The sequence below is a fragment of the Cyanobium sp. Aljojuca 7A6 genome (genome assembly GCF_024346455.1).
Classification (GTDB): domain Bacteria; phylum Cyanobacteriota; class Cyanobacteriia; order PCC-6307; family Cyanobiaceae; genus Cyanobium.
Genome location: NZ_JAGQCY010000002.1, coordinates 201,338 through 225,245, shown reverse-complemented (window position 1 = coordinate 225,245; position 23,908 = coordinate 201,338). Strand labels below are relative to the sequence as shown.

General features: G+C 66.8%; 24 protein-coding genes. 17 read left to right on the top strand and 7 right to left on the bottom strand.

What is annotated here, in order from left to right; all coding sequences use genetic code 11:
- Nucleotides 1–12 precede the first annotated feature (12 nt).
- From KBY95_RS02900 to KBY95_RS02880, 5 genes are all read left to right on the top strand, one after another.
- A complete protein-coding gene (locus KBY95_RS02900) occupies nucleotides 13–465 on the top strand; it encodes an LptA/OstA family protein (protein WP_254963176.1) in 453 nt (150 codons plus the stop codon).
- Complete coding sequence (lptB, locus tag KBY95_RS02895; protein ID WP_254963175.1) at nucleotides 462–1,190, top strand: LPS export ABC transporter ATP-binding protein; 729 nt, start codon at nucleotides 462–464, stop codon at nucleotides 1,188–1,190. The genes KBY95_RS02900 and lptB overlap by 4 nt, the downstream gene beginning before the upstream one ends.
- Nucleotides 1,187–2,407, top strand: a complete 1,221-nt coding sequence (locus KBY95_RS02890; protein ID WP_254963174.1) for an LptF/LptG family permease — start codon at nucleotides 1,187–1,189, stop codon at nucleotides 2,405–2,407. The genes lptB and KBY95_RS02890 overlap by 4 nt, the downstream gene beginning before the upstream one ends.
- 54 nt (nucleotides 2,408–2,461) lie before the next feature.
- Entirely contained in the window at nucleotides 2,462–3,373 is a 912-nt protein-coding gene (gene ccsB / locus KBY95_RS02885; protein WP_254950785.1) for a c-type cytochrome biogenesis protein CcsB, read from the top strand.
- A 76-nt stretch (nucleotides 3,374–3,449) separates the two neighbouring features.
- Nucleotides 3,450–4,931, top strand: a complete 1,482-nt coding sequence (locus tag KBY95_RS02880) for a glycosyltransferase family 39 protein (RefSeq protein ID WP_254963172.1) — start codon at nucleotides 3,450–3,452, stop codon at nucleotides 4,929–4,931.
- Between the two features lie 30 nt (nucleotides 4,932–4,961).
- Here KBY95_RS02880 and rpe read toward each other — a convergent pair whose 3' ends face one another.
- A complete protein-coding gene (gene rpe, locus KBY95_RS02875) occupies nucleotides 4,962–5,645 on the bottom strand; it encodes a ribulose-phosphate 3-epimerase (RefSeq protein WP_216908574.1) in 684 nt (227 codons plus the stop codon).
- Between the two features lie 204 nt (nucleotides 5,646–5,849).
- Here rpe and glpX point away from each other — a divergent pair, with 204 nt between their 5' ends.
- From glpX to KBY95_RS02840, 7 genes are all read left to right on the top strand, one after another.
- Entirely contained in the window at nucleotides 5,850–6,854 is a 1,005-nt protein-coding gene (gene glpX, locus KBY95_RS02870) for a class II fructose-bisphosphatase (protein ID WP_254963170.1), read from the top strand.
- A gap of 34 nt (nucleotides 6,855–6,888) precedes the next feature.
- Nucleotides 6,889–8,199 carry a glutamyl-tRNA reductase gene (locus KBY95_RS02865; RefSeq protein WP_254963169.1) on the top strand — a complete coding sequence of 437 codons (1,311 nt, stop codon included), beginning with the start codon at nucleotides 6,889–6,891 and terminating at the stop codon, nucleotides 8,197–8,199.
- 115 nt (nucleotides 8,200–8,314) lie between these two features.
- Nucleotides 8,315–9,610 (top strand): glucose-1-phosphate adenylyltransferase, encoded by a 1,296-nt coding sequence (locus KBY95_RS02860; protein WP_254963167.1) that lies wholly within the window; start codon nucleotides 8,315–8,317, stop codon nucleotides 9,608–9,610.
- Between the two features lie 113 nt (nucleotides 9,611–9,723).
- Entirely contained in the window at nucleotides 9,724–11,142 is a 1,419-nt protein-coding gene (gndA, locus tag KBY95_RS02855) for an NADP-dependent phosphogluconate dehydrogenase (RefSeq protein WP_254963165.1), read from the top strand.
- The gene (pgl, locus tag KBY95_RS02850) at nucleotides 11,130–11,870 is read left to right on the top strand and encodes a 6-phosphogluconolactonase (RefSeq protein WP_254963163.1); all 741 of its coding nucleotides are present in this window, start codon (nucleotides 11,130–11,132) and stop codon (nucleotides 11,868–11,870) included. The genes gndA and pgl overlap by 13 nt, the downstream gene beginning before the upstream one ends.
- Nucleotides 11,836–12,432: a CIA30 family protein gene (locus tag KBY95_RS02845; protein ID WP_396122666.1), complete on the top strand. Its 597-nt coding sequence runs from the start codon at nucleotides 11,836–11,838 to the stop codon at nucleotides 12,430–12,432. Before pgl ends, KBY95_RS02845 begins: the two co-directional genes overlap by 35 nt.
- Nucleotides 12,419–12,850 carry a hypothetical protein gene (locus KBY95_RS02840; RefSeq protein ID WP_254963162.1) on the top strand — a complete coding sequence of 144 codons (432 nt, stop codon included), beginning with the start codon at nucleotides 12,419–12,421 and terminating at the stop codon, nucleotides 12,848–12,850. Before KBY95_RS02845 ends, KBY95_RS02840 begins: the two co-directional genes overlap by 14 nt.
- Here the strand turns inward: KBY95_RS02840 and KBY95_RS02835 are convergent.
- The gene (locus KBY95_RS02835; RefSeq protein ID WP_254963160.1) at nucleotides 12,841–16,056 is read right to left on the bottom strand and encodes a chemotaxis protein CheB; all 3,216 of its coding nucleotides are present in this window, start codon (nucleotides 16,054–16,056) and stop codon (nucleotides 12,841–12,843) included. The genes KBY95_RS02840 and KBY95_RS02835 overlap by 10 nt on opposite strands.
- Nucleotides 16,057–16,756: 700 nt before the next feature.
- On the opposite strand from KBY95_RS02835, the gene KBY95_RS02830 reads away from it, so the two are divergent.
- Nucleotides 16,757–17,569: an AraC family transcriptional regulator gene (locus KBY95_RS02830; RefSeq protein ID WP_254963158.1), complete on the top strand. Its 813-nt coding sequence runs from the start codon at nucleotides 16,757–16,759 to the stop codon at nucleotides 17,567–17,569.
- A gap of 18 nt (nucleotides 17,570–17,587) precedes the next feature.
- On the opposite strand, the gene KBY95_RS02825 is transcribed toward KBY95_RS02830, so the two are convergent.
- From KBY95_RS02825 to upp, 4 genes are all read right to left on the bottom strand, one after another.
- Entirely contained in the window at nucleotides 17,588–17,773 is a 186-nt protein-coding gene (locus KBY95_RS02825) for a ribbon-helix-helix domain-containing protein (protein ID WP_254963156.1), read from the bottom strand.
- A gap of 277 nt (nucleotides 17,774–18,050) precedes the next feature.
- Nucleotides 18,051–19,727 (bottom strand): dihydroxy-acid dehydratase, encoded by a 1,677-nt coding sequence (gene ilvD / locus KBY95_RS02820; protein ID WP_254963154.1) that lies wholly within the window; start codon nucleotides 19,725–19,727, stop codon nucleotides 18,051–18,053.
- 48 nt (nucleotides 19,728–19,775) lie between these two features.
- Nucleotides 19,776–20,060: a hypothetical protein gene (locus KBY95_RS02815; RefSeq protein ID WP_254963152.1), complete on the bottom strand. Its 285-nt coding sequence runs from the start codon at nucleotides 20,058–20,060 to the stop codon at nucleotides 19,776–19,778.
- Nucleotides 20,061–20,100: 40 nt separating this feature from the next.
- The gene (gene upp / locus KBY95_RS02810; RefSeq protein WP_254963150.1) at nucleotides 20,101–20,766 is read right to left on the bottom strand and encodes a uracil phosphoribosyltransferase; all 666 of its coding nucleotides are present in this window, start codon (nucleotides 20,764–20,766) and stop codon (nucleotides 20,101–20,103) included.
- 48 nt (nucleotides 20,767–20,814) lie between these two features.
- Here upp and KBY95_RS02805 point away from each other — a divergent pair, with 48 nt between their 5' ends.
- Together KBY95_RS02805 and cobW are read left to right on the top strand one after the other, a co-directional pair.
- Nucleotides 20,815–21,351, top strand: coding sequence for a pentapeptide repeat-containing protein (locus KBY95_RS02805; RefSeq protein ID WP_396094862.1), 537 nt, complete (start codon nucleotides 20,815–20,817; stop codon nucleotides 21,349–21,351).
- Nucleotides 21,352–21,423: 72 nt separating this feature from the next.
- A complete protein-coding gene (gene cobW / locus KBY95_RS02800; protein ID WP_254963148.1) occupies nucleotides 21,424–22,506 on the top strand; it encodes a cobalamin biosynthesis protein CobW in 1,083 nt (360 codons plus the stop codon).
- 16 nt (nucleotides 22,507–22,522) lie between these two features.
- Here the strand turns inward: cobW and KBY95_RS02795 are convergent, their stop codons facing one another.
- Complete coding sequence (locus KBY95_RS02795; protein ID WP_254963146.1) at nucleotides 22,523–22,822, bottom strand: hypothetical protein; 300 nt, start codon at nucleotides 22,820–22,822, stop codon at nucleotides 22,523–22,525.
- A gap of 157 nt (nucleotides 22,823–22,979) precedes the next feature.
- On the opposite strand from KBY95_RS02795, the gene purS reads away from it, so the two are divergent.
- The gene (purS, locus tag KBY95_RS02790; RefSeq protein ID WP_094584545.1) at nucleotides 22,980–23,237 is read left to right on the top strand and encodes a phosphoribosylformylglycinamidine synthase subunit PurS; all 258 of its coding nucleotides are present in this window, start codon (nucleotides 22,980–22,982) and stop codon (nucleotides 23,235–23,237) included.
- A gap of 13 nt (nucleotides 23,238–23,250) precedes the next feature.
- Nucleotides 23,251–23,904: a phosphoribosylformylglycinamidine synthase subunit PurQ gene (gene purQ, locus KBY95_RS02785; protein ID WP_254963145.1), complete on the top strand. Its 654-nt coding sequence runs from the start codon at nucleotides 23,251–23,253 to the stop codon at nucleotides 23,902–23,904.
- The last annotated feature ends 4 nt before the right edge of the window (nucleotides 23,905–23,908 follow it).

Genomic DNA, 23,908 nt, shown 5'->3' with positions numbered 1-23,908 from the left:
ACGATTCCCACCTTGGCCCTGCCCCAACGCCCGTTGTTGTTCGTGCTTGCCGCCGGGCTCGCTGCCGCCGCCTTGCTGCTGCTGCCGTCCCGTCCCGTCGCTGCCCAGGCCCCCAGGGCGAAAGCTGCCGCCACGGGCATGGTCACGATCGAGTCCGATAGCCAGCAGGCCGACAATCAGAACGGCATCGTCACCGCCACGGGGAACGTACGCATCGTCTATGCCGATCGCGGCATGACGGCGACGTCGCGGCAGGCGCAGTACTTCAGCAACGAAGGGCGTTTGGTGCTCACCGGCGACGTCGACGTGATCGATACGGATGGCCAACGCCTGCGGGCGGAGCGCCTTGTTTACCTGCTGGACAGCGAGCGCATGGTGGCGGAACCACCGGCCGGCAAGCAGGTGTTCAGCAAGTTCCGCTTGCAGCAACAGGGCAGCACCAAGCCTGCCATCACCAAGCCGTGAGCCTGGTACTGGAGAGGGTGGCCATCACCCTTGCAGGCCGTCCCCTGGTGAGCGACGTCAGCCTGGACCTTCAGCCGGGTGAGGTGGTTGGGCTCCTCGGTCCGAACGGGGCCGGCAAGACAACCACCTTCAACCTGATCACCGGGCTGCTTCGGCCCGACTGTGGCGAGGTGCTGCTGGATGGAGACTCCGTCGCCCATCTGCCGATGCCCCGCCGGGCCAGGCTCGGCATCGGCTACCTCCCCCAGGAGGCCAGTGTGTTCCGCCAGCTGAGTGTGCGAGACAACCTGATGCTGGCCCTGCAGGAGAGCGGATCGGAGCCAGCTGGACGTCGCCAACGCCTTGAGGAGCTGATCAACGACTTCCATCTGGGCAGCTTTCAGTACCGCCGCGGCTACCAGCTCTCCGGCGGGGAACGGCGCCGTTGCGAAGTGGCCAGGGCCCTGGCGGTGGGAAACCACGGTCCCCGCTATCTGCTGCTCGACGAACCCTTTGCCGGGGTTGATCCCATGGCCGTGGCCGACCTCCAAACCTTGATCGAAAGCCTGCGCCACCGTCAGATGGGGGTGCTGATCACCGACCACAACGTCCGGGAAACCCTGGCGATCACCGACCGTGCCTACATCCTTGCTGATGGCAAGATCCTGGCGTCCGGTCCTTCCCTGTCGGTGGCCAACGATCCCCTGGTGCGGCGGCACTACCTCGGTGAGGGCTTTCAGCTTTGAAGGCAGCCCTGCTGGAGAAGCGCCCCACCTGGCTGCAGTTGCCCAGCCGTGAACGGCTGCGGGACTGGAAGCGAACACCGCGATGGCGCGATCTCCCCCTGCTGGATCGCTGGCTGCTGCAGGAGCAACTGGGCCCTCTGCTGTTTGGCATCGCCGCCTTCACGGCTGTCTCCCTGTCGGTGGGAGCCGTGTTCGAGCTGGTGCGCCGGGTTGCGGAGTCGGGGCTGCCGGTGCTGGCGGCCGTCAAGGTGCTGCTGCTGCGGCTGCCCTCCTTTCTGGTCCTGTCCTTCCCGATGGCGACCCTGATGGCCACCCTGTTGGCCTACAGCCGCCTGTCGGGGAGCAGCGAACTGACGGCCCTGCGCAGTGTGGGGGTGAGCACCCGTCGCATGGTGCTGCCAGCCATGGCCCTGGCCCTGGTGATGTCCCTGCTCACGTTCGTCTTCAACGACGCAGTCGTACCACGGGCCAATCTTGAGGCCACCAACAGCCTGGAGCGAGCCCTTGGCAAGGCCATCGCTACCGAACAGAGCGATAACGCCCTCTACTCCCGCTTCAGCGACGCCAAGTTGCCGAATGGCGACTCGGTCAAAGTGCTGAGCCATATCTTTTTCGCCCGGAAGTTCATCAAGGGTGTGATGTTCGATGTGACGTTGCTGGACTTCAGTCGTGAAGGGTATCGCCAGATGCTGACGGCACTGATTGGCAAATGGAATGAAGAGAAGGGGATGTGGGAGTTCACCAACGGCCGGATCACCAACATCGATGTCGCCACTGGCACCACCACCTCCGCCAGCTTCGACCGCTACCTCTACCCCTTCACCCGAGATCCGATTGAGGTGGCCCAGCTGCCCACCGACGCCAGCACCATGACCGTCGGACAGGCGCTCACGGCGGAACGGCTCCTGTTGGAGGCCAACAACACCAAGGAGGCACGACGCCTGCGGGTGCGCATCCAGGAGAAGTTCGCGTTCCCGGCCATCTGTCTGGTGTTTGGGTTGATCGGCAGCAGCCTGGGGGTCCGGCCCAACTCCCGCACGAGCCGCAGCCAGGGTTTCGGCATCAGCGTGCTGCTGATTTTTGGCTACTACCTGATGTCCTTCATCTTCAGCTCCCTCGGGGTGACGGGCACCTTGATGCCCTTCTTGGCGGCCTGGCTGCCCGTGATCATCGGGCTGGCCGGTGGGCTCTGGCTGCTGCGCCAGGCCAGCCGCTGAGGCTCCACCCGACGGACGACACGGCAGAGTGGTTTGGTTTCGAACCGCACCCTGGTGAACGATCCGGTCATCGGTCTTGGTCTCGCCGCCTTCGCCCTGCTGCTGCTGGTCTTGCCCATCGCCTTCTGGTCCGTCAGCGGCGGCCGCAGCAACCCGGTGGTGAGGATGTTGGTGGCCTCTGCCAACCTCTGCCTGACGGCCCAGTTGGTGCTGCGTTGGTGGGAGTCGGGCCACTTCCCGATCAGCAACCTCTACGAGTCGCTCTGTTTCCTGGCCTGGGCCTGCACCCTCACCCAGCTGTTGGTAGAACGCAGCTGGCCCAACCCCCTGGTGGCGGCGGCGGCCACCCCCATGGGGCTGGGTTGCGTGGCCTTCGCCAGCTTCGCCCTCCCCGATCGCCTCCAGGAGGCCTCTCCCTTGGTGCCGGCGTTGCGCTCCAGCTGGCTGGTGATGCACGTCAGCGTCATCATGGTCAGCTACGCCGCCCTGCTGGTGGGCTCCCTGCTGTCGGTCGCTGTGTTGTTCGTCGACCGCAACCAGGATCTGGAGTTGCGCGGCAGCTCGATCGGCAGCGGCGGTTTCCGCCAGGCCCAGCTGGCCAGCGACGGACCTGGCGCCATGGCCCTAAGCAGCAGCAGCTTCCGCATCAGCGAACAGCTCGACAGCCTCAGCTACCGCACGATCACGGTGGGCTTCCTGTTGTTGTCGGTGGGTCTGGTGAGCGGCGCGGTCTGGGCGAATGAGGCCTGGGGCAGCTGGTGGAGCTGGGATCCCAAGGAGACCTGGGCCCTGATCTGCTGGCTGGTCTATGCGGCCTACCTGCACACCCGGCTGATCCGTGGCTGGCAGGGGCGGCGGCCGGCGATCGTGGCCTCCGCAGGTCTGGTGGTGATCGCGGTCTGCTACATCGGGGTCAACCTGCTTGGCATCGGCCTGCACAGCTATGGCTGGTTCCTTGGTGACTAGGACACTGCCAGCTTGGTGTCGAGGGTTCCTTGCACCACGGTTGCGGATCCCCCTGGTTCTACTGGCAGGACTGGCCTTGAGACTGGCACTCTCCGCCATCCTGCCGCCCGGCTACGACGAGGCCTACTACAGCTTTTACGGGCAGCATCCGGCCCTGAGCTATTTCGACCATCCCGTTGCTGTGGGGCTCTGGGCCTGGGCCGGCCAGCGGCTGGGGGGATCGATCCTCGCCCTGAGGGTGCCATCCCTGCTGAGCTACACAATCGCGCTCGCCTTTCTGGCCGGAGCGACAGAACGCTGGTTCGGCCAGCGCGCGGCTGTGCTGTGTGCCCTCCTGGGCAGTCTCTGCCCAGTGCTTCTGCTGTGCGGAGGCGTCCTGCTGCTGCCGGACAGCCCCTTGCTGCTGGCCCTGGCCGCACTCCTCTGGTGGCTGTCCCGACACCCGAAGGTGATTCCGGGCACAGCGGGCGAGGCCGTGGGGCTCGGCCTGCTTCTGGGCCTCGTCACCCTGGGGAAGTACCACTCCTTTCTGGTTCTGCTGTCGCTGCTGGGCTGGTGTCTGGGCTCTCCCCACCGACGCAGCCTCTACCGAAGTCCCTGGCCAGCACTGGGATGGCTGGTCTGGCTGATCGTGTCAACGCCTCTGTGGCTCTGGAACGTGAAGCATGGCTGGGTTTCCTTTCTCTTCCAGGGCGGCCGGATCGATGCAGGGGCCAGTTATTCGCTGGCCTCTCCCCCCCTGTTCCTTCTGTCCCAGTTGGTGCTGCTCTTCCCCACGCTCGGGGTCGTCCTGTTGCTGGCCCTGCTGCCCCGATCGGGACCGGACGATGCCGCCGGTTCCAGGCAGCTCCTGCGTTGGCTGGTGCTGCCCCAATTGGTGGTGTTCGTGGCTCTGACCGGGCGGATGCATGTGCTCGCGAGCTGGCTGGTGCCGGCCTGGTGGCTGCTGCTGCCCCTCGCCGCTGACTGGCTCGCTGGGCTGAAACGGCCCAGGCTGCGGCCTTGGCTCTTGGCGGGGGGGTGGGGCACGGCCCTGGTCCTGCCGCCGTTGCTGCTCACCCTGGCGACCCAGGTGCGCTGGGGGGTGTTCGACCACTGGCTGCCTGTCGGGCTGGACACGTCGACGCAGCTGATGCCGCCTGACAGCCTGCGCCGGGATCTGCAACGTCACCCCGCCCTGTGGCAGGCGCTCCAGGAGGCCCAGCTGATTGCCGCCAACCGCTATGACCTGCCGGGCTTCCTGTCCCTGGCCTTGGGCCGCGGGCACAGGGCGGCGTTCACCACCTTCAACCCTGATGCCCGAGGGTTTGCCTGGTGGCAGCCTGCCGACGGCTTCCAGGGAACCAGCGGCGTGATCTTCGGGATTGAGGAGCCAGGTCAGCCTGTGGTTCCAACCTCCTGGGGGCCCTGGATGGGGCCCGTCGAGTCCCTGGGCACCGTTGAGATCCATCGCGCCGGACGACCGGCGCTGCGGCTGGCTTTCTCCCGCTTCGGACCCCTTCCCTACCCGTTGCCTCGCTTTTATGGACCGAGCGCCTTGGTGAGGCCCTCGCCCTGAGGCATGGGCCCCGTTGCCAAGCAGGCGACTTCAGACCAGGGCCGGTTCGGGACGGCGGCTGTTGCGGATGCCGGTGATGGCTTCGGCGTAGTCGGCGTGGCCGAAGACGCCCGAGCCGCTGACGATCGCGTTGGCGCCCGCCTCGATCACCTGCCAGGCGTTGCTGCCCTTGACGCCACCGTCAACTTCGATCCAGGGATCGAGGCCGCGCTCGTCGCAGAGGCGGCGTAGCTGGCGGATCTTTTCCACCTGGGAGGGAATGAAGCTCTGGCCGCCGAATCCGGGGTTGACGCTCATGATCAGCACCAGATCGCAGAGCTCAAGGCAGTACTCGAGGGTGTCGAGCGGGGTGCTGGGGTTGAGCACGGCACCGGCCATCTTGCCGAGGTCCTTGATCTGGCTCAGGTTGCGATGCAGGTGGGGGCAGGCTTCCACCTGGACGCTGATGATGTCGGCGCCCGCCTTGGCGAAATCAGCCACGTATCTCTCGGGCTCGACGATCATCAGGTGCACATCGAGGGGCTTGGTCGTCACCGGCCGCAGCGCCTCGACAATCAGTGGGCCGATGGTGATGTTCGGCACGAAGCGGCCGTCCATCACGTCCACATGGATCCAGTCAGCACCGGCGGCATCGACGGCGCGGACGTCGTCACCGAGGCGGGAGAAGTCGGCGGAGAGGATCGACGGGGAGATCACCAGGGGCTTGGTGCTCATGGACGGCCACCGCAGCGGAAGAATGAAGGGATTGTAAGGAGCGGCCCACCTTGGGACTCCCGAGGGGCTCCCGGGCGCGCTGATACGATGGCCCCGCTTCGACTCCGAGAGGCCTTGCAGCGGCTGGATCTTTCCCCGCTTTGCTTGCGGTCCGCCTCCGGCGTACCGGCCCCTCGTTGAGGCCCTCCCCCCCGCCGGACCGTTGTGGATCGCACTCTCATCCAGGAACTGCTCGAAGTCGTCGAGCAGGCCGCCATCGCCTCTGCCCGCCTGACAGGGCTCGGCAAGAAGGACGAAGCCGATGCCGCTGCCGTGGAGGCGATGCGCCACCGCATGGGCAGCATCGCCATGCAGGGCCGCATCGTCATCGGTGAGGGCGAACGGGATGAAGCCCCGATGCTCTACATCGGCGAGGAAGTCGGCAGCGGCACAGGCCCCGGCGTCGATTTCGCCGTCGATCCCTGCGAAGGCACCAACCTCTGTGCCAACGCCCAGGACGGCTCGATGGCCGTGCTGGCCGCCAGCGACCGCGGTGGCCTTTTCTATGCGCCCGACTTCTACATGAAGAAGCTGGCCGCACCGCCGGCCGCCAAGGGCAAGGTGGACATCCGCAAGAGTGCCACCGAGAACATCGCCATCCTGAGCGAGTGCCTGGGCATGCCCGCCAGCGATCTGGTGATCGTGGTGATGGACCGTGCCCGCCACAAGGGCCTGATCGCCGAAATCCGCGCCACCGGCGCCCGGGTCAAGCCGATCAGTGACGGCGACGTGCAGGCCGCCATCGCCTGCGGCTTCGCTGGCACCGGCACCCATTGCCTGATGGGCATCGGCGCCGCCCCCGAGGGCGTCATCTCCGCCGCCGCCCTGCGTTGCCTCGGCGGCCACTTCCAGGGCCAGCTGGTCTATGACCCCGCTGTCGCCCAGACCACCGAGTGGGCCGACTACACCAAGGAGGGCAACATCGCCCGCCTCAACGAGATGGGCATCACCGACGTCGACAAGGTCTACGAAGCCGAGGAGCTGGCCTCCGGTGAGAACGTCGTCTTCGCCGGCAGCGGCATCACCCCCGGCCTGCTGTTCAAGGGCGTCGTGTTCGAGCCCGACTGCACCCGCACCAGCAGCCTGATCATCAGCTCCCTTGACCGCAGCGCCCGCTTCACCGATACGGTGCACATCAAGGAGGGCGCCAAGAGCATCGCCCTGCGCTGAATCCCCCAGAGCCCGGACCTCGGAGCCCGCCTGCATGCACATCGCCGTCGTCGGTCTGAGCCATCGCACGGCTCCGGTGGAAATCCGCGAGCGCCTGAGTATCCCCGAGCAGACCATGGAGGATTCCCTCCAGCGGCTGCGGGCGGATGAACAGGTGATCGAGGCCTCGATCCTGAGCACCTGCAACCGGCTGGAGATCTACACCCTCCTGCGCCATCCCGAACGGGGCATCAGCGCCGTCGGCGACTTCCTCAGCCAGCAGTCCGGGCTGGCGGTGGAGGAGTTGCGTCCCCACCTGTTCACCTACCACCATGAGGAGGCGGTGGGCCACCTGCTGCGGGTGGCCGCCGGCCTCGACAGCCTGGTGCTGGGGGAGGGTCAGATCCTTTCCCAGGTTAAGAAGATGGTGCGCCTGGGCCAGGAGCACCGCTCCGTGGGGCCGATTCTCAACCGCCTGCTCAACCAGGCGGTGAGCACCGGTAAGCGGGTGCGCACCGAAACCAACCTGGGCACCGGTGCGGTGTCGATCAGCTCGGCGGCCGTGGAGCTGGCCCAGCTCAAGGTGGGCCAGGCCCGTGGCCGGGACGAACTGGTTCCCCTCGACCAGGAACAGGTGGCGGTGGTGGGGGCGGGCCGCATGGCCCGCCTGCTGCTGCAGCACCTCCAGGCCAAGGGCTGCCGGGGCGTGGTGGTGCTCAACCGCACCGTCTCCAGGGCCGAGGCTCTGGCGGCTGATTTCCCAGCCCTGCCGGTGCAGTGCCGTCCCCTGGACGACCTCGACCACTGCCTGAGCACCTGCTCGCTGGTGTTCACCAGCACTGGCGCCGAAGAGCCGATCATCACGGCCCGCCGGCTGGAGGGACTGAACCGCCGTTCCAGCCTGATGCTCATCGATATCGGTGTGCCCCGCAACATCGGTGCGGATGCGGCCGACCTGCCGGGTGTCGACAGTTTCGATGTCGACGATCTCCAGGAGGTGGTCGCCCGCAACCAGGAGGCCCGCCGGGAGATGGCCGCCGAGGCCGAGGGGCTGCTGGCCGAGGAATCGCGCCTGTTCCTGGAGTGGTGGGACGGCCTCGAGGCGGTCCCCCTGGTCAACCGGTTGCGCCTGCAGCTGGAGGACATCCGGGAGCAGGAGCTCCAGAAGGCCCTGAGCCGCATGGGCCCCGACCTCTCCGCCCGGGAGAGGAAGGTGGTTGAAGCCCTCAGCAAGGGGATCATCAACAAGATCCTGCACACCCCGGTCACCAAGCTGCGGGCCCCCCAGCCCCGCCAGCAGCGACTGGCCTCCATGGGGGTCCTGCGCGACCTCTTCGAGCTTCACGACGACCCACCGGAGGCCTGAGCCTCCGCCCCAACAATCCACTGCAACGGAACATGAACCGAGTTGCCGCCGCGCCGCGCTCCGCATCACCACGCTCCAGTACGGTCTGGCCAGCCAAGGACCGAGGACTGGGCTCATGAAACGCGTTCTGGCCATCATTCTGGGAGGCGGGGCGGGAACACGCCTTTATCCCCTCACCAAGATGCGGGCCAAGCCCGCCGTGCCCCTCGCGGGCAAGTACCGCCTGATCGATATTCCCATCAGCAACTGCATCAACTCGGAGATCAACAAGATCTACGTCTTGACCCAGTTCAACAGCGCTTCGCTCAACCGTCACCTGACGATGAGCTACAACCTCTCCGCCGGTTTCGGCCAGGGGTTCGTGGAGGTGCTCGCCGCTCAGCAGACCCCCGACAGCCCCAGCTGGTTTGAGGGCACCGCCGATGCGGTTCGCAAGTACCAGTGGCTGTTCCAGGAGTGGGATGTGGACCACTACCTGATTCTCTCCGGTGACCAGCTCTACCGGATGGACTACAGCAAGTTCGTCCAGCACCACATCGATTGCGGCGCCGACCTGACCGTCGGTGCCCTGCCGGTGGATGGGGCCCAGGCCGAGGGCTTCGGCCTGATGCGGACATCCTCCGACGGCCGCATCCTGGAGTTCAGCGAGAAGCCCAAGGGGGACGCTCTGGAGGCGATGCGGGTCAACACCGAAAGCCTGGGTCTGTCCGCCGAAGAAGCGGTCAAACGACCCTTCCTGGCGTCGATGGGGATCTACGTCTTCAACCGCAACACCCTGTTCAACCTGCTGGCCAGCAATCCGGAGTCCACCGATTTCGGCAAGGAGATCATCCCCACCTCCCTGCGGGAAGGGGACCATCTGCAGACCTTCCTCTTCGACGACTACTGGGAGGACATCGGCACGATCGGGGCGTTCTACGAGGCCAACCTGGCCCTCACCGAGCAACCCAACCCGGCCTTTTCGTTCTACGACGAGAAGTTCCCGATTTACACCCGGCCCCGCTACCTGCCCCCCAGCAAGCTGCAGGACGCCCAGGTCACCCAGTCGATCATCGGGGAAGGCTCCCTGCTGAAGGCCTGCAGCATCCACCACTGCGTCCTGGGGGTTCGCTCCCGCGTCGAAGATGAGGTGGTGCTCCAGGACACCCTGGTGATGGGCGCCGACTTCTTCGAGTCCTCGGAGGAGCGACTGGTGCTGCACGAGCGGGGCGGCACACCGATCGGCGTGGGCCGGGGCACCACAGTCAAGGGGGCCATCCTTGACAAGAACGTGCGCATCGGCCGCGACGTCACCATCGTCAACAAGGATCGGGTGGAGGAGGCCGACCGACCTGAGCTCAACTTCTACATCCGCAACGGCATCGTGGTGGTGGTCAAAAACGGCACCATCGCCGACGGCACGGTCATCTGAACCGCGCGTGAAGGGGAGGGCTGGGCCAGCAGTTGCTGACATCCCTCCCCAGGACACCGACGAGGCGCCGACCGCTGGCCACACTGCCAACGAATCAAGGAGACCTCGGTCCTATGGGCAAGGCGCATTTCGGACTCATCGGCCTAGGCGTGATGGGTGAGAATCTGGTCCTCAATGCCGAGAGAAACGGGTTCTCGAGCGTTGTCTACAACCGGACCTACGCCAAGACCGAGGACTTCCTGGCCGGACGCGGTGCCGGCAAGGACATCGTGGGGGCCGCCACCCTGGAGGAGTTCGTGGGTGCGCTGGAGCGGCCCCGCCGCATCCTGATGATGGTCAAGGCGGGCGATCCGGTGGACGCCACCATCGCCAGCATCTCGCCCCTGCTCGAGGAAGGTGACCTGCTGATCGATGGCGGCAACTCCCTCTTCACCGACACCGAGCGGCGCGTCAAGGAGCTGGAGAGCAACAGCTTCGGCTACATCGGCATGGGGGTCTCCGGCGGCGCCAAGGGGGCCCTGGAGGGGCCGAGCATGATGCCCGGCGGTACCAAGGCGGCCTATGACGCCATTGAGAGCCTGGTGACCAAGATGGCCGCCCAGGTGGAGGACGGCCCCTGCGTCACCTACATCGGCCCAGGCGGCGCCGGACACTTCGTCAAGACCGTCCACAACGGCATTGAGTACGGCATCGAGCAGATCCTGGCCGAGGCCTACGACCTGATGAAGCGCATCGGCGGCCTCGATGGCGACGCCATGGCCGACGTGCTGGGGGGCTGGAACCAGACCGAAGAGCTCGCCTCCTTCCTGGTGGAGATCACCGAGGTGTGCCTGCGCACCAAGGATCCCGAAAGCGGTGGCGATCTGGTGGAGCTGATCGTCGATGCCGCCGGCCAGAAGGGCACCGGCCTGTGGACCGTGGTCAGCGCCCTGGAGATGGGAGTGCCCGTGCCCACCATCTACGCCGCCCTCAACGCCCGGGTGCTGAGCTCCCTGCGCAGTGAGCGAATGGCGGCCGAATCGGTGCTGCACGGCCCCGCCCCCTACAGCTTCCCCCTGGGGGAGCCGGCCACCGGCATGGCGCCGCTGCGGGATGCCTGCATCCTGGCCTGCATCGCCAGCTATGGCCAGGGCATGGCCCTGCTGCAGGAGGCCTCCAAACTCCACGATTACAACCTCGACTTCTCGGCCATCGGCCAGATCTGGAAGGGGGGCTGCATCATCCGGGCCCGGCTGCTGCAACGCATCCAGGACGCCTATGGCGCCAACCCCTCCCTGCCCAACCTGATGCTGGATCCCTGGTTCGCCGCCCAGGTCAACCAACGCCTGGACGGCCTGCGCCAGGTGGTGGCGGGGGCGGCCCTGGCTGGCATCCCCGTGCCCTGCCTGAGCAGCACCCTCGATTACATCGACAGCTACCGCAGCGGCCGTCTGCCCCAGAACCTGGTGCAGGCGATGCGGGACTGCTTCGGCTCCCATACTTATGAACGCACGGACCGCCCCGGCGCGTTCCATACCGAATGGCTCGATTGACCGAACCCAGCACCCGTTATCACCTGATCGTTGCCGCCAGCCCCGGGGAGCTGGCCCGCCAGGCGGTCGAACAGATCGCCGCCGGCATCGACCTGGCCCTGGCCGAGCGGGACCGGGCCCAGATTGCCCTGGCCGGTGGCGAAACCCCCCGGGCGGCCTATGGCCGTCTGGGAGGCGAGCACCTGCCCTGGGAGCGTGTCGATGTGCTCCTGGGAGACGAGCGCTGGGTGCCGGCCGACGACCCCTCCAGCAATGCCCGCATGCTGCGCGAAACGCTGCTGGCCCAGCCGCCAGCCAGCCGGGCCCGGTTCCATCCGGTGCCCACCGACCGGCCCGATCCGGAGGCCAGCGCCGTGGCCTATGCCGAGGAACTGGCGCTGCTCTGTCCCGGCCTGCTGCCCCGCTTTGATGTCATCCTGCTGGGCCTGGGCGACGACGGCCATACGGCCTCCCTGTTTCCCGGCACGGCGGCCCCCGGAGTGGTCGACCGCGCCGTCACCATCGGCGAGGGCAAGGGGCTGCCCCGCATCACCCTCACCGCGCCGGTGCTCTCGGCCGCCCGTCGGGTGATCTTTCTGGTCAGCGGCGCCGGCAAACGCCAGGCGCTCGCCCGGCTGCTGGATCCCAGTGAGCCCGCCGAGCGCACCCCCGCCCGCTTGGTGCGGCCAGCCTCCGAGGTGGTGATCCTCGCCGATGCCGCCGCCGCCGCCGACCTTCCCCCCCGCTGAAGCGACTATGCAGGTGGTGAGTGGCGATGGTTTCAGCGGCTGGCATGCCCTCAACGACACCGTGATGGGCGGCCGCAGCAGCGGCGTCTGCACGGTCAGCAGCCGTGGGCTGCGGCTGGAGGCGGAGGTGGTGGAGCAGGGCGGTGGCTTCGTCAGCTGCCGCTCGCCGGTGTTCTCCCCGCCCCTGGATCTTTCCGATCAGGCCGCCTTCGAACTGGAGCTGCAGGGGGATGGCCGCCACTACAAGCTGGCCGTCGCCTGCGCCGATGGGGTGGCGGGCCTCACCGAACTGATTCCCGGCGGGGTGCGCTGGGTGGCCAACTTCGCCACCGCCGCCGATGGCCCCTGCCGGCTGCGGATTCCGTTCGATCAGCTGCGTCCCTCCATCCGTGCCAAGCCGATCGAGGCCCTGCCCCTCGGCTTGCCGCTGCGGTTCGACGCCGCGCGCATCACCCGGCTGCAGATCCTGCATTCCAAGTTCGGCGACGACGGCACCGCCAATCCAGGCTTCCGGGCCGGCCCGCTCCTGCTGGAGCTGATGGCGATCGATGCCGTCGCCTGAGTCTTCGATCGGCAGCGCCAACACAGACCTGAGCCGGTTGGTGGCGGCAGCGGCCGACCTCTGCCGCAAGCCCCTGCGCCATGCCGTGGTGTCGCCCAGCCACGGCGTCTCGGCAGCCGAGGCGGACGCCGAGACGCACCACAGCCTCGACCTCTGCCTGCGCCTGGAGGCCCGCACGCCCGAGGGCGAGCGGCTGCCGGCGGAAGATCTGGAGCTGGAGATCTACAGCAGCGGCGAGGCGCTCAACCTCACCCTCGCCTGGTGCCACAGGGACGATCAACCGCTGCTGTGGCACGGAAGCCACCCGGTCTGGATGGATGGGGCCACGGGGCTGCGCAGCAGCTGTCCGCCCGAGGGCGATCCGCTGGAGGCCCTAGCCCGCCGCCTCAGGGCCCTGCTGCAGCCCGATCAGGGTTGAGACGACGGCAGCACCACCAGCAGGGCCCCGATCCCCACCGATGACGGCAGGCGCCAGAGTTCGGCCGCTGCCTGCAGCGTTCGGCCATCCCGGTGCCGCAGGCTGAGGCGCTCGCTGCGCATCACCGGCTCCGCGGTGGCGACGTCGCTGACCGAGTCCGCCCACACCGCCTCCGGCAGAGCGCAGAAGAGGGACGCCGGCGAGCCCACCAGGCTGGCCCGGTCGAAGCCGAGGCGTTCGCAGAGGCTGCCATTGACCATCACCACCCGCTGCTCGGCGTCGAACACCGCCAGGGCGAAGCTGGTGCTGCGGATCAGGGTCTCGAAGAGAACGCTCAGGTCCTGGCCATGCTTCCCGATCTGGCGCTGCTCCGTCACGTCGGCCAGGGTGCCGACCACGTAGCGATCCATGGCTTCAGTGAGCACCCGGGCGTTTTCCTTCACCCAGCGGCGCTGGCCATCGCGGCGGATGATCCGGTATTCCACCGACCAGCCACCCTGTCTCAGGTTGCGGCTGGCCCAGACCCGCTCGCGGTCGGCCGGATCGATGGCGTCATCGAGCAGTTCCGAATGGGCGAACAGCTCGGCCGGGGTCCAGCCCGTCAGGGGCAGGATGCGCTTGCTGGCGTAGAGGAGGCGGTGCAGGGTGTCGTCCCTTTTCCAGACCGCTTCGTCGAGGGCATCGGTGAGGCTGGAGAAGGAATCCAGGGAGGCCTCAGCGGCCATGCGCAGGGCCTGCAGTTCCGACACGTCGGTGAGTGTGACGATGGCCCCGCGGCGCTGCCCCTCCTTTTCCTGGTAGGGCAGCACCTGGGCCAGGTAGGCGATCTCCTCGTTCACCGCCTCGATGCTGCGCCGGGAGGCGCCGGCCAGCACCTCCCCCAGGGCCGACCGCAGGCCAGGAAGGGCCACCGTGGTGGGGATCCCCAGCAGGGGCTGGCCGATGTCCCCCTCCACCAGGGCGAAGACGCGCACCGCCAGCGGCGTGTAGCGGGTGATCCGCAGCTCCCGGTCGACGATCACCATCCCCTGGTTCAGGGACCGCTGAATGTTCTCGAGATCGGAGCTGAGCTCCTGCAGGTCCTCCGTCTTGGCCCGCAGCTGCTGATTGAGGGTGCCCAGTTCGTCGTTGGTGGCCTGCAGCTCCTCGTTGGAGGATTCCAGCTCCTCATTCGACGACTGCAGTTCCTCGGAGGAGGCCTGCAGCTCCTCGGCGGAAGCTTCCAGTTCTTCGTTGGCCCCCTCCAGGTCGGCCATCGAGCGCCGCAGGGTGTCGTGGCTGGCGAGCAGCTCCTTCTCCAGCCTGGCGATCTGCTGGTCGAAGTCCGGTGCCCGGGTGACGGGCTCGCCACTGCTGGCGGGTTCCGGTCCATCGGCCGGCTCAGGCAGAAAGCTCAGCAGCGTCAGCAGCCGCTCGTTCACTTCCAGGGGCCGGGCCTCCAGCTGCAGGCGCAGGCCGAAGGCGGGCAGGTGCAGCACCCGGCTGCGCACCGGTTGGCCATCGGCCCGAACGATCAGCAGCAGGGCGCGGGCTTCGGCCTGCAGATCCGGCAGCAGAAAGGTGGTGGCGGCACTGGAGATCCGGCCCTCCGGCAGCCGGCAGTAGGGGCTGACATCGCCGATCACTTCTACAAGTTCGTGGGCTTCATCGAGCACCACGCAGGGGGGAAACGTGCTGCGCACCAGGGCTTCCAGGGTGGCGACGTGCTCCTCCACCACGGTTTCCCGCAGGATCGAGATGCGGCCCACCGGGCTGAACATCTGGGGGGGGCGCTGGGCCGGCTGGGTGAAGATGGAGTGGCGGCTGGGCTGGTTCTCGGCGGTGCGATAGAAGATGCGGTGCTCGGCATTGGCCACACCGAAGCCCTGGGTGCGGCTGCCGAGCGATTCGGTCCGCCCCAGGAACAGCAGACCGGAGGGCAGCAGGCCGAAACGAAACAGGCCCAGCACCCGGTCCTGCAGGGGCGGGGTGAAGTAGATGAGGGTATTGCGGCTGCAGATCAGATCCAGCCGCGGGAAGGGAGGGTCCATTCCCACGTTGTGACGGGCGAACACGACGCAGTTGCGCAGGGCTTCGCTGATCTGCATCTCGCCGTTGTGACGAACCACAAACCGCTCCCGCAGGGCTTCCGGGATCGCCATGACGGTCGACGCCGGGTAGGTGGCCCGGCGCGCCAGGCCCAGGCTTTCCTCGTCGAGATCGGTGCCGAAGATCTTGAGGTGATGGCTCAGATCCTGGGGATGGTCGAGCACCTCGCTGATCAGCATGCCGATGGAGTACACCTCTTCGCCGGTGGCACATCCGGGCACCCACACCCTGAGGCGATCCCGGCGGGTGCGCTGGGCCACATAGGCCCGCAGCAGGTCGCCCAGGGCCGTGAAGGATTCGGGGTCGCGGAAAAAGGACGTGACGGTGACCAGCAGGTTCTGGACCAGGGCTGACGACTCATTGCGGTCGGCCGTCAGCAGCTGCAGGTACTGCTCCATGGTGTCCATCTGGCGCAGCGCCATGCGCCGCGACAGCTGCCGCTGCAGCGTGGAGTGCTTGTACTGGCTGAAGTCGATGCCGCTGTTGTGCTTGAGCAGCTCCAGGGCGCTGCTGACATTCAGGGCCTCCGGTTTCGGCAGGTTTTGCTCCACCCAGTCGTCGCCCGAACGCATCAGCTCACAGAGGTGCTGACCGATGGCGACCGGGTCGAGGATGAGGTCGGCCCCACCCATGGCGATGGCGGCCCTGGGCATGCCATCGAAGCGGGCGCTCTCGGGGGTCTGGGCGATGGTGAGGCCGCCGGCGGCACGAACGGCCCGCAGACCGCGGGCCCCGTCGGATCCGGTGCCCGACAACACCACGGCAGCGCCGCGCTCGGCCCAATGATCGGCGATCGATTCGAACAGGCGATCGATGCTGGGGCTGGGACCGAAGCGCGGTTCGGGGTCCACCAGGGCCACCCGGTTCCCCTGCACGCGGATGTCGTGATTGGGTGGACACACGGTGATGGTGTCGGGGAGAAACACGGCCCCATCCACCGCCTTGACCACCTGCAGCGGCGTGACCCGGGCCAGCAGATCGACCATCAAGCTGCCGTGGTCGGGGGCCAGGTGCTGAGCCACGACATAGGCCACGCTGCCACCGGGGGCGAGGCTGGTCAGAAGCAGTTGCAGTGCCTCCAGCCCTCCTGCTGATGCGCCGATGCCGACAAGATGCATCAATGTCTCATTGAAATCATTCTCGATTTCTCCAGCTGTCCCCGAAGATGGCAAGGCATCGACAAGGGAGTCAGAGGATGGCGTCTGCAACGGCACTGCGTCACTGGATTGTTGCATCTGCAGATAGGCCGTGCAGGGCTAACTTTGAACTCTAACCGCAGACCGCAGGGCAACCTCTGGCCCGAGGGTTGATCCAGCGACGGATCAGAAGCAGCCTCCCATGCCAGAACCGTTGGCCCATTCGATCCGCTAAGAGGCCATTCGGTCCAATGGAGTTGGCCTGCAGAACCCTGCGGACCTCCCTTGCATGTTATGATGACAAAGATAGGCTTCAGATTCAGTCAGCGAGTCAATCGAAGTGCAGAGACTGACGATTGCCGACAAAGCGCAGCCTTGAACCCCAAGGGCGCCTTCGACATAAAATGTGATAAAATTATAAAGAACCGGCAAGGAGGTGGGCCATTCGATGAGTAGAGAGCCCCAAAATCTCAATCTGCGGCATCAACAGGCTTCTTGCTTCTCGAATCCCCTCCTACCCCAGCTTCCATTCAGTGAGGATCCAAAGGCCTGCGCCTTGCTCATGCAGGAGGCGTTGCCACTGATCGCGCTGCTGCCGCTTGAACCTGCACCATCCTGGTGGTTTTGCGGCACCAATGTTCCTCTCGGCAACATGGTGGCCACCGCCTGGACGGCCAAGCCCATGCGAGTGACGTTCAGCGATCGCCGCGATCGCATCGCCGTGCTTGGCTACGGAGGCGAGCAGCGCCTGCGGCAGGCCTCCCGCACCTGGCGTTGTGGCATCGGCTGCTGCCTGTTGATGGCCAAGGCACCATGTTCGATGGAAAGTTCTCTGTCCTCTGCTGTGGCTTTCACCCTGTCCGATGAACAGCTCCTCCATGTGGCGCTGAGCATGGGGGGGTATCACCAACAGCCTGCTGGCTGGGAAGAGATCCTGTCCCAGGCACACGGCTGGAGCCCGCCCGCGGATCCGGCCTCCCCTTCGCTCCTGTCCGCCCTTAGGCAGACAATGGACATGGCCGGACAACTCTCCGGGTATGGACGGGGGTTGCTTGATTCTCTGCAGATCGATGACCAGATCCATCGGTTGATGGCGGCCATGCTTCTGCCGGATCTGCGCGAAGAGAACTCCCTGGATCGCCTCAGGCATCGCCAGCGGCAGGGGCGTGACGCCTTTGATGAGTTGATCGACTACATCAAGCAGAATCTCGGTAGTCCCCTGACATTGACAGTCCTGGAGTCCAGGAGTCATTATTCACGTCGGGCTCTGCAGTATGCCTTCGCCGAACGGATGGGCTGCAGTGCCAGCCAGTGGATCAAGAATCATCGTCTCGACCTGGCCAGGAGACGGCTGGAAAATCCCCAACCGAGTGATTCGGTGGGGAGCATTGCCACGGAATGCGGCTACCGCTCCCTCGGGTTATTCAGCGTGGATTTTCAGCAGCGCTTTCACGTCAAACCGTCCCAGCTGCTGCGGGAATCCCGGCCGGAGTAGCCGCCGGGAGCGACGCTCTCAGGCGCGACGCTGGAAGCCGTCGATGGCTTCAGTACGGCTCTGGCTGTACTCCACGGGGTGGATGGCCTGCAGCGACGTTTCCAGCAAGTAGGCAGCAAGATTGGAGAGCGAACGTCCCTGGTGGTTGCTGCGCTCAATCAGGGCCTGATAGGCGTTGTATGGGATGGTGATCGTGACCCTCACAGGCCGCAGAAAAGGACCTGGTGTCGAATGGCTTCGCATGGGTTCATCGCTACTACCCAACAGATCTAGGCCCATTTTCACGAACTGAGTGCTGCCAAAGATGTCAGCCTTGACTCACCTACGAGAGATGAATCAAGGGCTGGACAGCGATTCACCCTGCTGTGATCAGCAGCGCGCTGCCGGCGCCGGCAGTGCAGGTCTGCATCAGGCTGTGCGAGTTGCACGATTCTGAAACCGGGCTGAACCGAGGCTTGATGGCACCCGATCTGTCGGTCGATCATTCGCTGGGTTGGTCGGTCACCGCCCCCAGGCTGCTGCTGCTCACCTGGCGGGCGTACTTGCCGAGCACCCCGGTCCGATAGCGGGGTTCGGGCTTCGTCCAGGCGCTGCGGCGTTGCGCCAGCTCGTCGGGCGTCACATTGAGCTGGATCAGGCGTTGCTTGGCGTCCACCGTGATGCTGTCACCTTCCTGCACCAGAGCAATGGTGCCGCCCACGGCGGCTTCCGGGGCCACGTGGCCCACCACCATGCCGTAGGTGCCGCCAGAAAAGCGACCATCGGTGATCAGGGCCACCGAATCGCCCAGCCCTTCGCCGATGATCGCCGCGGTGGGGGCCAGCATTTCGCGCATGCCAGGGCCGCCCACGGGACCCTCGTAGCGGATCACCACCACATCGCCGGCACTGATGCGCTTCTCGAGGATGGCCGCCAGGGCAGCCTCCTCGCTCTCGAACACCCGCGCAGGGCCTGTGATCACCGGATTCTTGACGCCGCTGATCTTGGCCACGCTGCCCTCTTCCGCCAGGTTGCCCCGCAGGATCGCCAGGTGCCCCTGGGCGTAGAGGGGGTTGGAGAGGGGCCGGATCACCTCCTGATCGGCCGGGGGCTCGGAGGGCACAGCAGCCAGCACCTCGGCGAGGGTGCGCCCCTCGATGGTGCGGCAGTCGCCGTGCAGCAGCCCGGCATCCAGGAGCAGCTTCATCACCTGGGGAATGCCGCCGGCCCGGTGCAGATCCACGGTCACGAAGCGTCCGCTGGGCTTGAGATCACAGATCACCGGAACCCGCTGGCGGATCGTCTCGAAATCGTCGATGCAGAGAGGCACACCGGCCGTACGGGCGATGGCCAGCAGATGCAGCACCGAATTGGTGGAGCCGCCCACCGCCATGATGACGCTGATGGCGTTCTCGAAGGCCTCCCGGGTGAGCAGATCCCGCGGCCGGATGTCAGCCGCGATCGCCTGCACCAGCACCTCGGCCGAGCGGGCGGCGCTGTCCGCCTTCTCCGGATCTTCCGCCGCCATCGTGGAGCTGTAGGGCAGGCTGAGGCCGAAGGCTTCGAAGGCTGAGCTCATCGTGTTGGCGGTGAACATGCCGCCGCAGCTGCCGGCGCCCGGACAGGCGTTCTTTTCGATCGCCAGCAGCTCTGCCTCACCAATCCGCCCACCGGAATACTGCCCCACCGCCTCAAAGGCGCTCACCACGGTGAGATCGCAGGGCCCCAGTTTCCCCGGTTTGATCGTGCCTCCGTACACGAAGATGGCCGGGATGTTCATGCGGGCCATGGCAAGCATGGCGCCGGGCATGTTCTTGTCGCAACCGCCGATGGCCAGCAGGCCATCCATGCTCTGGGCGTTGCAGGCGGTCTCGATCGAGTCGGCAATCACCTCGCGCGATACGAGTGAATACTTCATCCCCTCGGTCCCCATCGAGATGCCATCGCTGACGGTGATGGTGCCGAACATCTGCGGCATCGCTCCAGCGCCGCGGAAGGCCTGCTCGGCCCGCCGGGCCAGGTCGTTGAGGCCGATGTTGCAGGGCGTGATCGTGCTGTACGCGTTGGCGATCGCCACGATCGGCTTGCCGAAGTCATCGTCCCCGAATCCCACGGCCCGGAGCATGGCCCGGTTGGGGGAGCGTTGGAGGCCCTTGGTGATGGCGTCGGAGCGCAGCATGGCCGGGGAGGATCGGTTCTGCAGCAACTTACCGAGGGGCCTGCGCCCTCAGGGCTGGGGCTGCAGCTGCTCCAGCTGACGGCGCACCTCGTCAATCGCCTGGTTGAGTTTCTGGACGCGGTCATGCAGCTGGTCACGACCCACCGGCGGCTCGCCGCTGGCCTCCGCCAACCGGGAGAGCCGCAGCATCCGCAGCTGGCGCTGGACAAGGTGCCGCCGTTCGGCGCGGCGCAGCAGCCAGACCGCCAGGCCTGCAGCTCCCACCACCACACCGGCGGCTCCCGCCAGCAGCACGAGCCCACCGGCGGACGATTGCTCCCTGGAATCAGCCATGAACCTGCACCCGTCAGTGAGCTCGGAAGGGGAACCCAGCCTAGGCAGTGGCGGAAGCGATCCCATACAGCCGCTCACTCACCTCCCCGAAGCCGGGCACGATGCGATGCCGATTGTCCACTTCAGGGTCAATGCCAGCGCAGTAGATGGTGAGCTGGCTGTGGCGCTCCCCCACGACTTTGAGACCGGGGCTGGCCGCCAGGGGAGTGATCACCCGTAGCCGCTGGCCTTCCACACCAAGACCCTGGAGCCGGTCCAGCAGCGCCACCAGGATGGATCCGCTGGCCAGGCAGGGCAGGAACACCAGCACGCCGCTGCGGGGATCGATGGTGGCGGGCAGATCATCCAGGAACCAGTGGGGCTGGTGCTCAGGCCCGCAGGGCTCGATGCCCACGTGGGCCAGCTGGGCTGAAGGCAACACCGTCTGGGCCCCCTGCCACAGGCCGAGCCCCCCCCGCAGCACCGGGATCACCAGCAGGGGGATCTCCGGATCCACCACCTGGCCTTCGCTGCGGCCAAGGGGCGTCTCGACCGTCACCCGGCGATGGGGCAGCCAATCGCGCAGGGATTCATAGGTGAGCCAGCGGCCCAGTTCCGCCATCGCCGTGGCAAACAGGGGCGAGGGGGTGGCGCCATCACGCAGCAGGGTGAGCCAGTGGCCGATCAGGGGATGGGGGGGGACCACCACCCGCAGGGACATGCTCATGACGGGCTGCGTCTGCCATAGCTTGAACCGGCAGCGTACCGGTGTGGCATGGCCCCCAGCTTTCAGTCCTTTGCCGCGATCGCCCGCAGGGCCTGCGGCCTGCTGGGTGCCCTTCTGACCCTGGTGATGCTCTGGGCCGCGCTGCCGGTGGGACCGGCGCTGGCGATCACCGCCCCGGAGCTGCGGGCCCAGCGTTCCTTCCAGGATCTCGATCCGGATCTGCGGGGGCGCAATCTGCAGCAACAGGAATTCCTCAAGGCCTCCATGGAGGGCTTTGACCTGCGGGATGCCGATCTGCGTGGGGCCGTGTTCAATGCCACCGATCTGCGCCAGGCGGATCTGCGCGGCGCCGATCTTGAGGACGTGGTGGCGTTCGCCACCCGCTTCGACGGTGCTGACCTGCGCGGGACCCAGTTCCGCAACGCCATGCTGATGCAGAGCCGCTTTCGGGATGCCCAGATCGAAGGGGCTGATTTCAGCGACGCCGTGCTCGATATGCCTGAGCAAAAAGCCCTCTGTGCCCGCGCGTCCGGCCGCCACCCCGTCACCGGCGTGACGACCAGCGAAAGCCTTGGCTGCCGCTGACGCCCCGCTGGCCCTGCATCGGGGTGGCCGCAACTCCCCTAGGTTCTGGTGCTTGCCTTTGCCTCTTCTCTGATGATGGCCACCCCCTCAAGACGTCTTCCGGTCACGGTAGTGACCGGATTTCTGGGGGCCGGTAAGACCACCCTGCTGCGCCACCTGCTGCTGGAGAGCGGTCTTCGCCTGGCCGTGCTGGTCAATGAGTTCGGCGAGGTGGGTATCGACGGCGACCTGATCGCCGCCTGCGGCTTCTGTCCGGACGATGAGCTCGAGGGCCGCCTGGTGGAACTCGCCAATGGCTGCCTCTGCTGCACGGTGCAGGACGAGTTCCTGCCCACCATGACCCGCCTGCTGGAGCGCGCCGACCGTCTCGACGGCATCGTGGTGGAAACCAGTGGCCTGGCCCTGCCCGAACCCCTGGTGGCCGCCTTCGGCTGGCCGGAGATCCGCAGCCGCACACGTGTGCATGGGGTGGTGACGGTGGTGGACGGCGAAGCCCTGGCTGCCGGCCATGTGGTGGGTGATGCCGCCGCCGTGGAAGCCCAGCGCCAGGCCGATCCCAGCCTCGACCACATCAGCGCCATCGAGGAGCTGTTCGCCGATCAGCTCGGTGCCGCCGATCTTGTGCTGGTCAGCCGTGCCGACCGGCTGCAGCCGGAGGCTTTCGAGCAGGTGAAGGCCAGCCTGGCTGCGGGCCTGCGCCCCGGCACCGTGGTGCTGCCGATGGCCCGGGGCCAGCTCGATCCATCCCTGGTGCTGGATGGGCCTGGCAGGGAGGAGGGCGATCACCACCACGACGATCACGACCACGACCACGATCACCACGACCACGCCCACGTGGCGATGGAATCCCTGCTGCTGCGTCGCTCCGGGCGCTGGCAGCGGGCCGCCCTGGAAACGGAGCTGCAGCAACTCCTGATCGCCCATCCGGTGGTGCGACTCAAGGGCCGGTTGCGCCAGGCCGGCAAGAAGCTGCCGTTGCAGATCCAGGGGGTGGGCCGTCGTCTCGAGTGCTGGTACGAGGAGCGCGCGTCTTCCCCCCCAGGCGATGAGGCCGCCGCTGACCCCGGCGAGCAGAACGCCGATGGACTGGAGCTGGTGGTCCTGGCCACCGCCGGAGCCGCCGGGCCCCTGCGCCTGGCCCTCGATCAGCTCTGAGCAGCGACAGACCAGGTCAGTCGAGGGGGATGTCCCCCCTGGCGCAGACCCCATCCCAACAGAGATCCTTGTTTTCCACCCAGCGGCTGTTCACCGGCTGCCAGCCGCCGGAGGGCTTCAGCATCGTCACCTTGCCCCGGCCATCGTGGCGGAATTCGATCCGCTCACCCCCCACCAGCAGGAACCAGTGCAGGCCCAGCTCCTCCACCTGCATGTGGCAGTCCTGCCAGGGACCATCCGCCAGGCGGCACTGCAACGCGACCAGCCCCGGCAGGGAATGGGCTTGCAGGGCGGCGCAAGCCAGGGAGAGACCCATGACCCAGGCCAGCAAGCGATGGCCCAGTGAATCCAGCAGAAACCTTCGCAGGGAAGGCACCACGGCCAAGTGGTACGGAGGACCATTTCCAGCCTGGTCAGCCAGCGGGACGCTGGTGGGGCGTGCTGCCAAGATTTAACAAACGTCCGTGCCTCCGGTGCCGCTCTTCAACGCCCGCGTTCAGGTCTCCCTGCGACCCTCCGTCCTGGATCCCGCTGGCGAAGCCACCCGGGCCGCCGCTGCCCGTCTCGGGGTGGAGGGCGTGAAGCGGCTGCGGATCGGCAAGGCGATCGAACTGGATCTGGAGGCGCCGGATCGGGCCACCGCCCAGGCCCGACTCGAATTGCTCAGTGACCGTCTGCTGGCCAATCCGGTGATCGAGGATTGGTCCCTGGATCTGGCGGAAGCGGGCTGAGGGGAGCAAACCGATGACCGTTGGCATTGTTGTGTTTCCTGGATCCAACTGTGACCGGGACGTGGCCTGGGCCCTGGAGGGCTGTCTGGACATCCCTGTGCGCTTCCTCTGGCATGAGGAACGGGACCTTTCCGGCCTGGACGCCGTTGTGCTCCCGGGGGGCTTCAGCTACGGCGACTACCTGCGCTGCGGCGCCATCGCCCGTTTCGCCCCGGTGCTGGAGGAAGTGCGCACGTTCGCCGACCGCGGCGGTCCGGTGCTCGGCATCTGCAACGGTTTCCAGGTCCTCACGGAAATGGGCCTGCTCCCGGGCGCCCTGACCCGTAACCGGGACCTGCACTTCCTCTGCCAGAGCAGCGAGCTGGAGGTACGGCCGGGAGCCTGCCGCTGGCTGGGTGCCTACGGCGGCGGCGAGCGGATCAGCCTGCCCATCGCCCACGGGGAAGGGCGCTACCAGGTGGAGCCGGAGGAGCTGCAGCGCCTCGAGGATCAGGGCTGTGTCGTGCTGCGCTATGTCGCCAACCCGAATGGCTCGCGAGGGGATGTGGCCGGTCTGACGAACCCGGCGGGCCATGTGCTCGGCCTGATGCCCCACCCGGAGCGGGCCTGCGATCCCGTCACCGGCGGGCTGGACGGCCGCCGCCTGCTGGCCTCGTTGCTGGGCTGAGGCG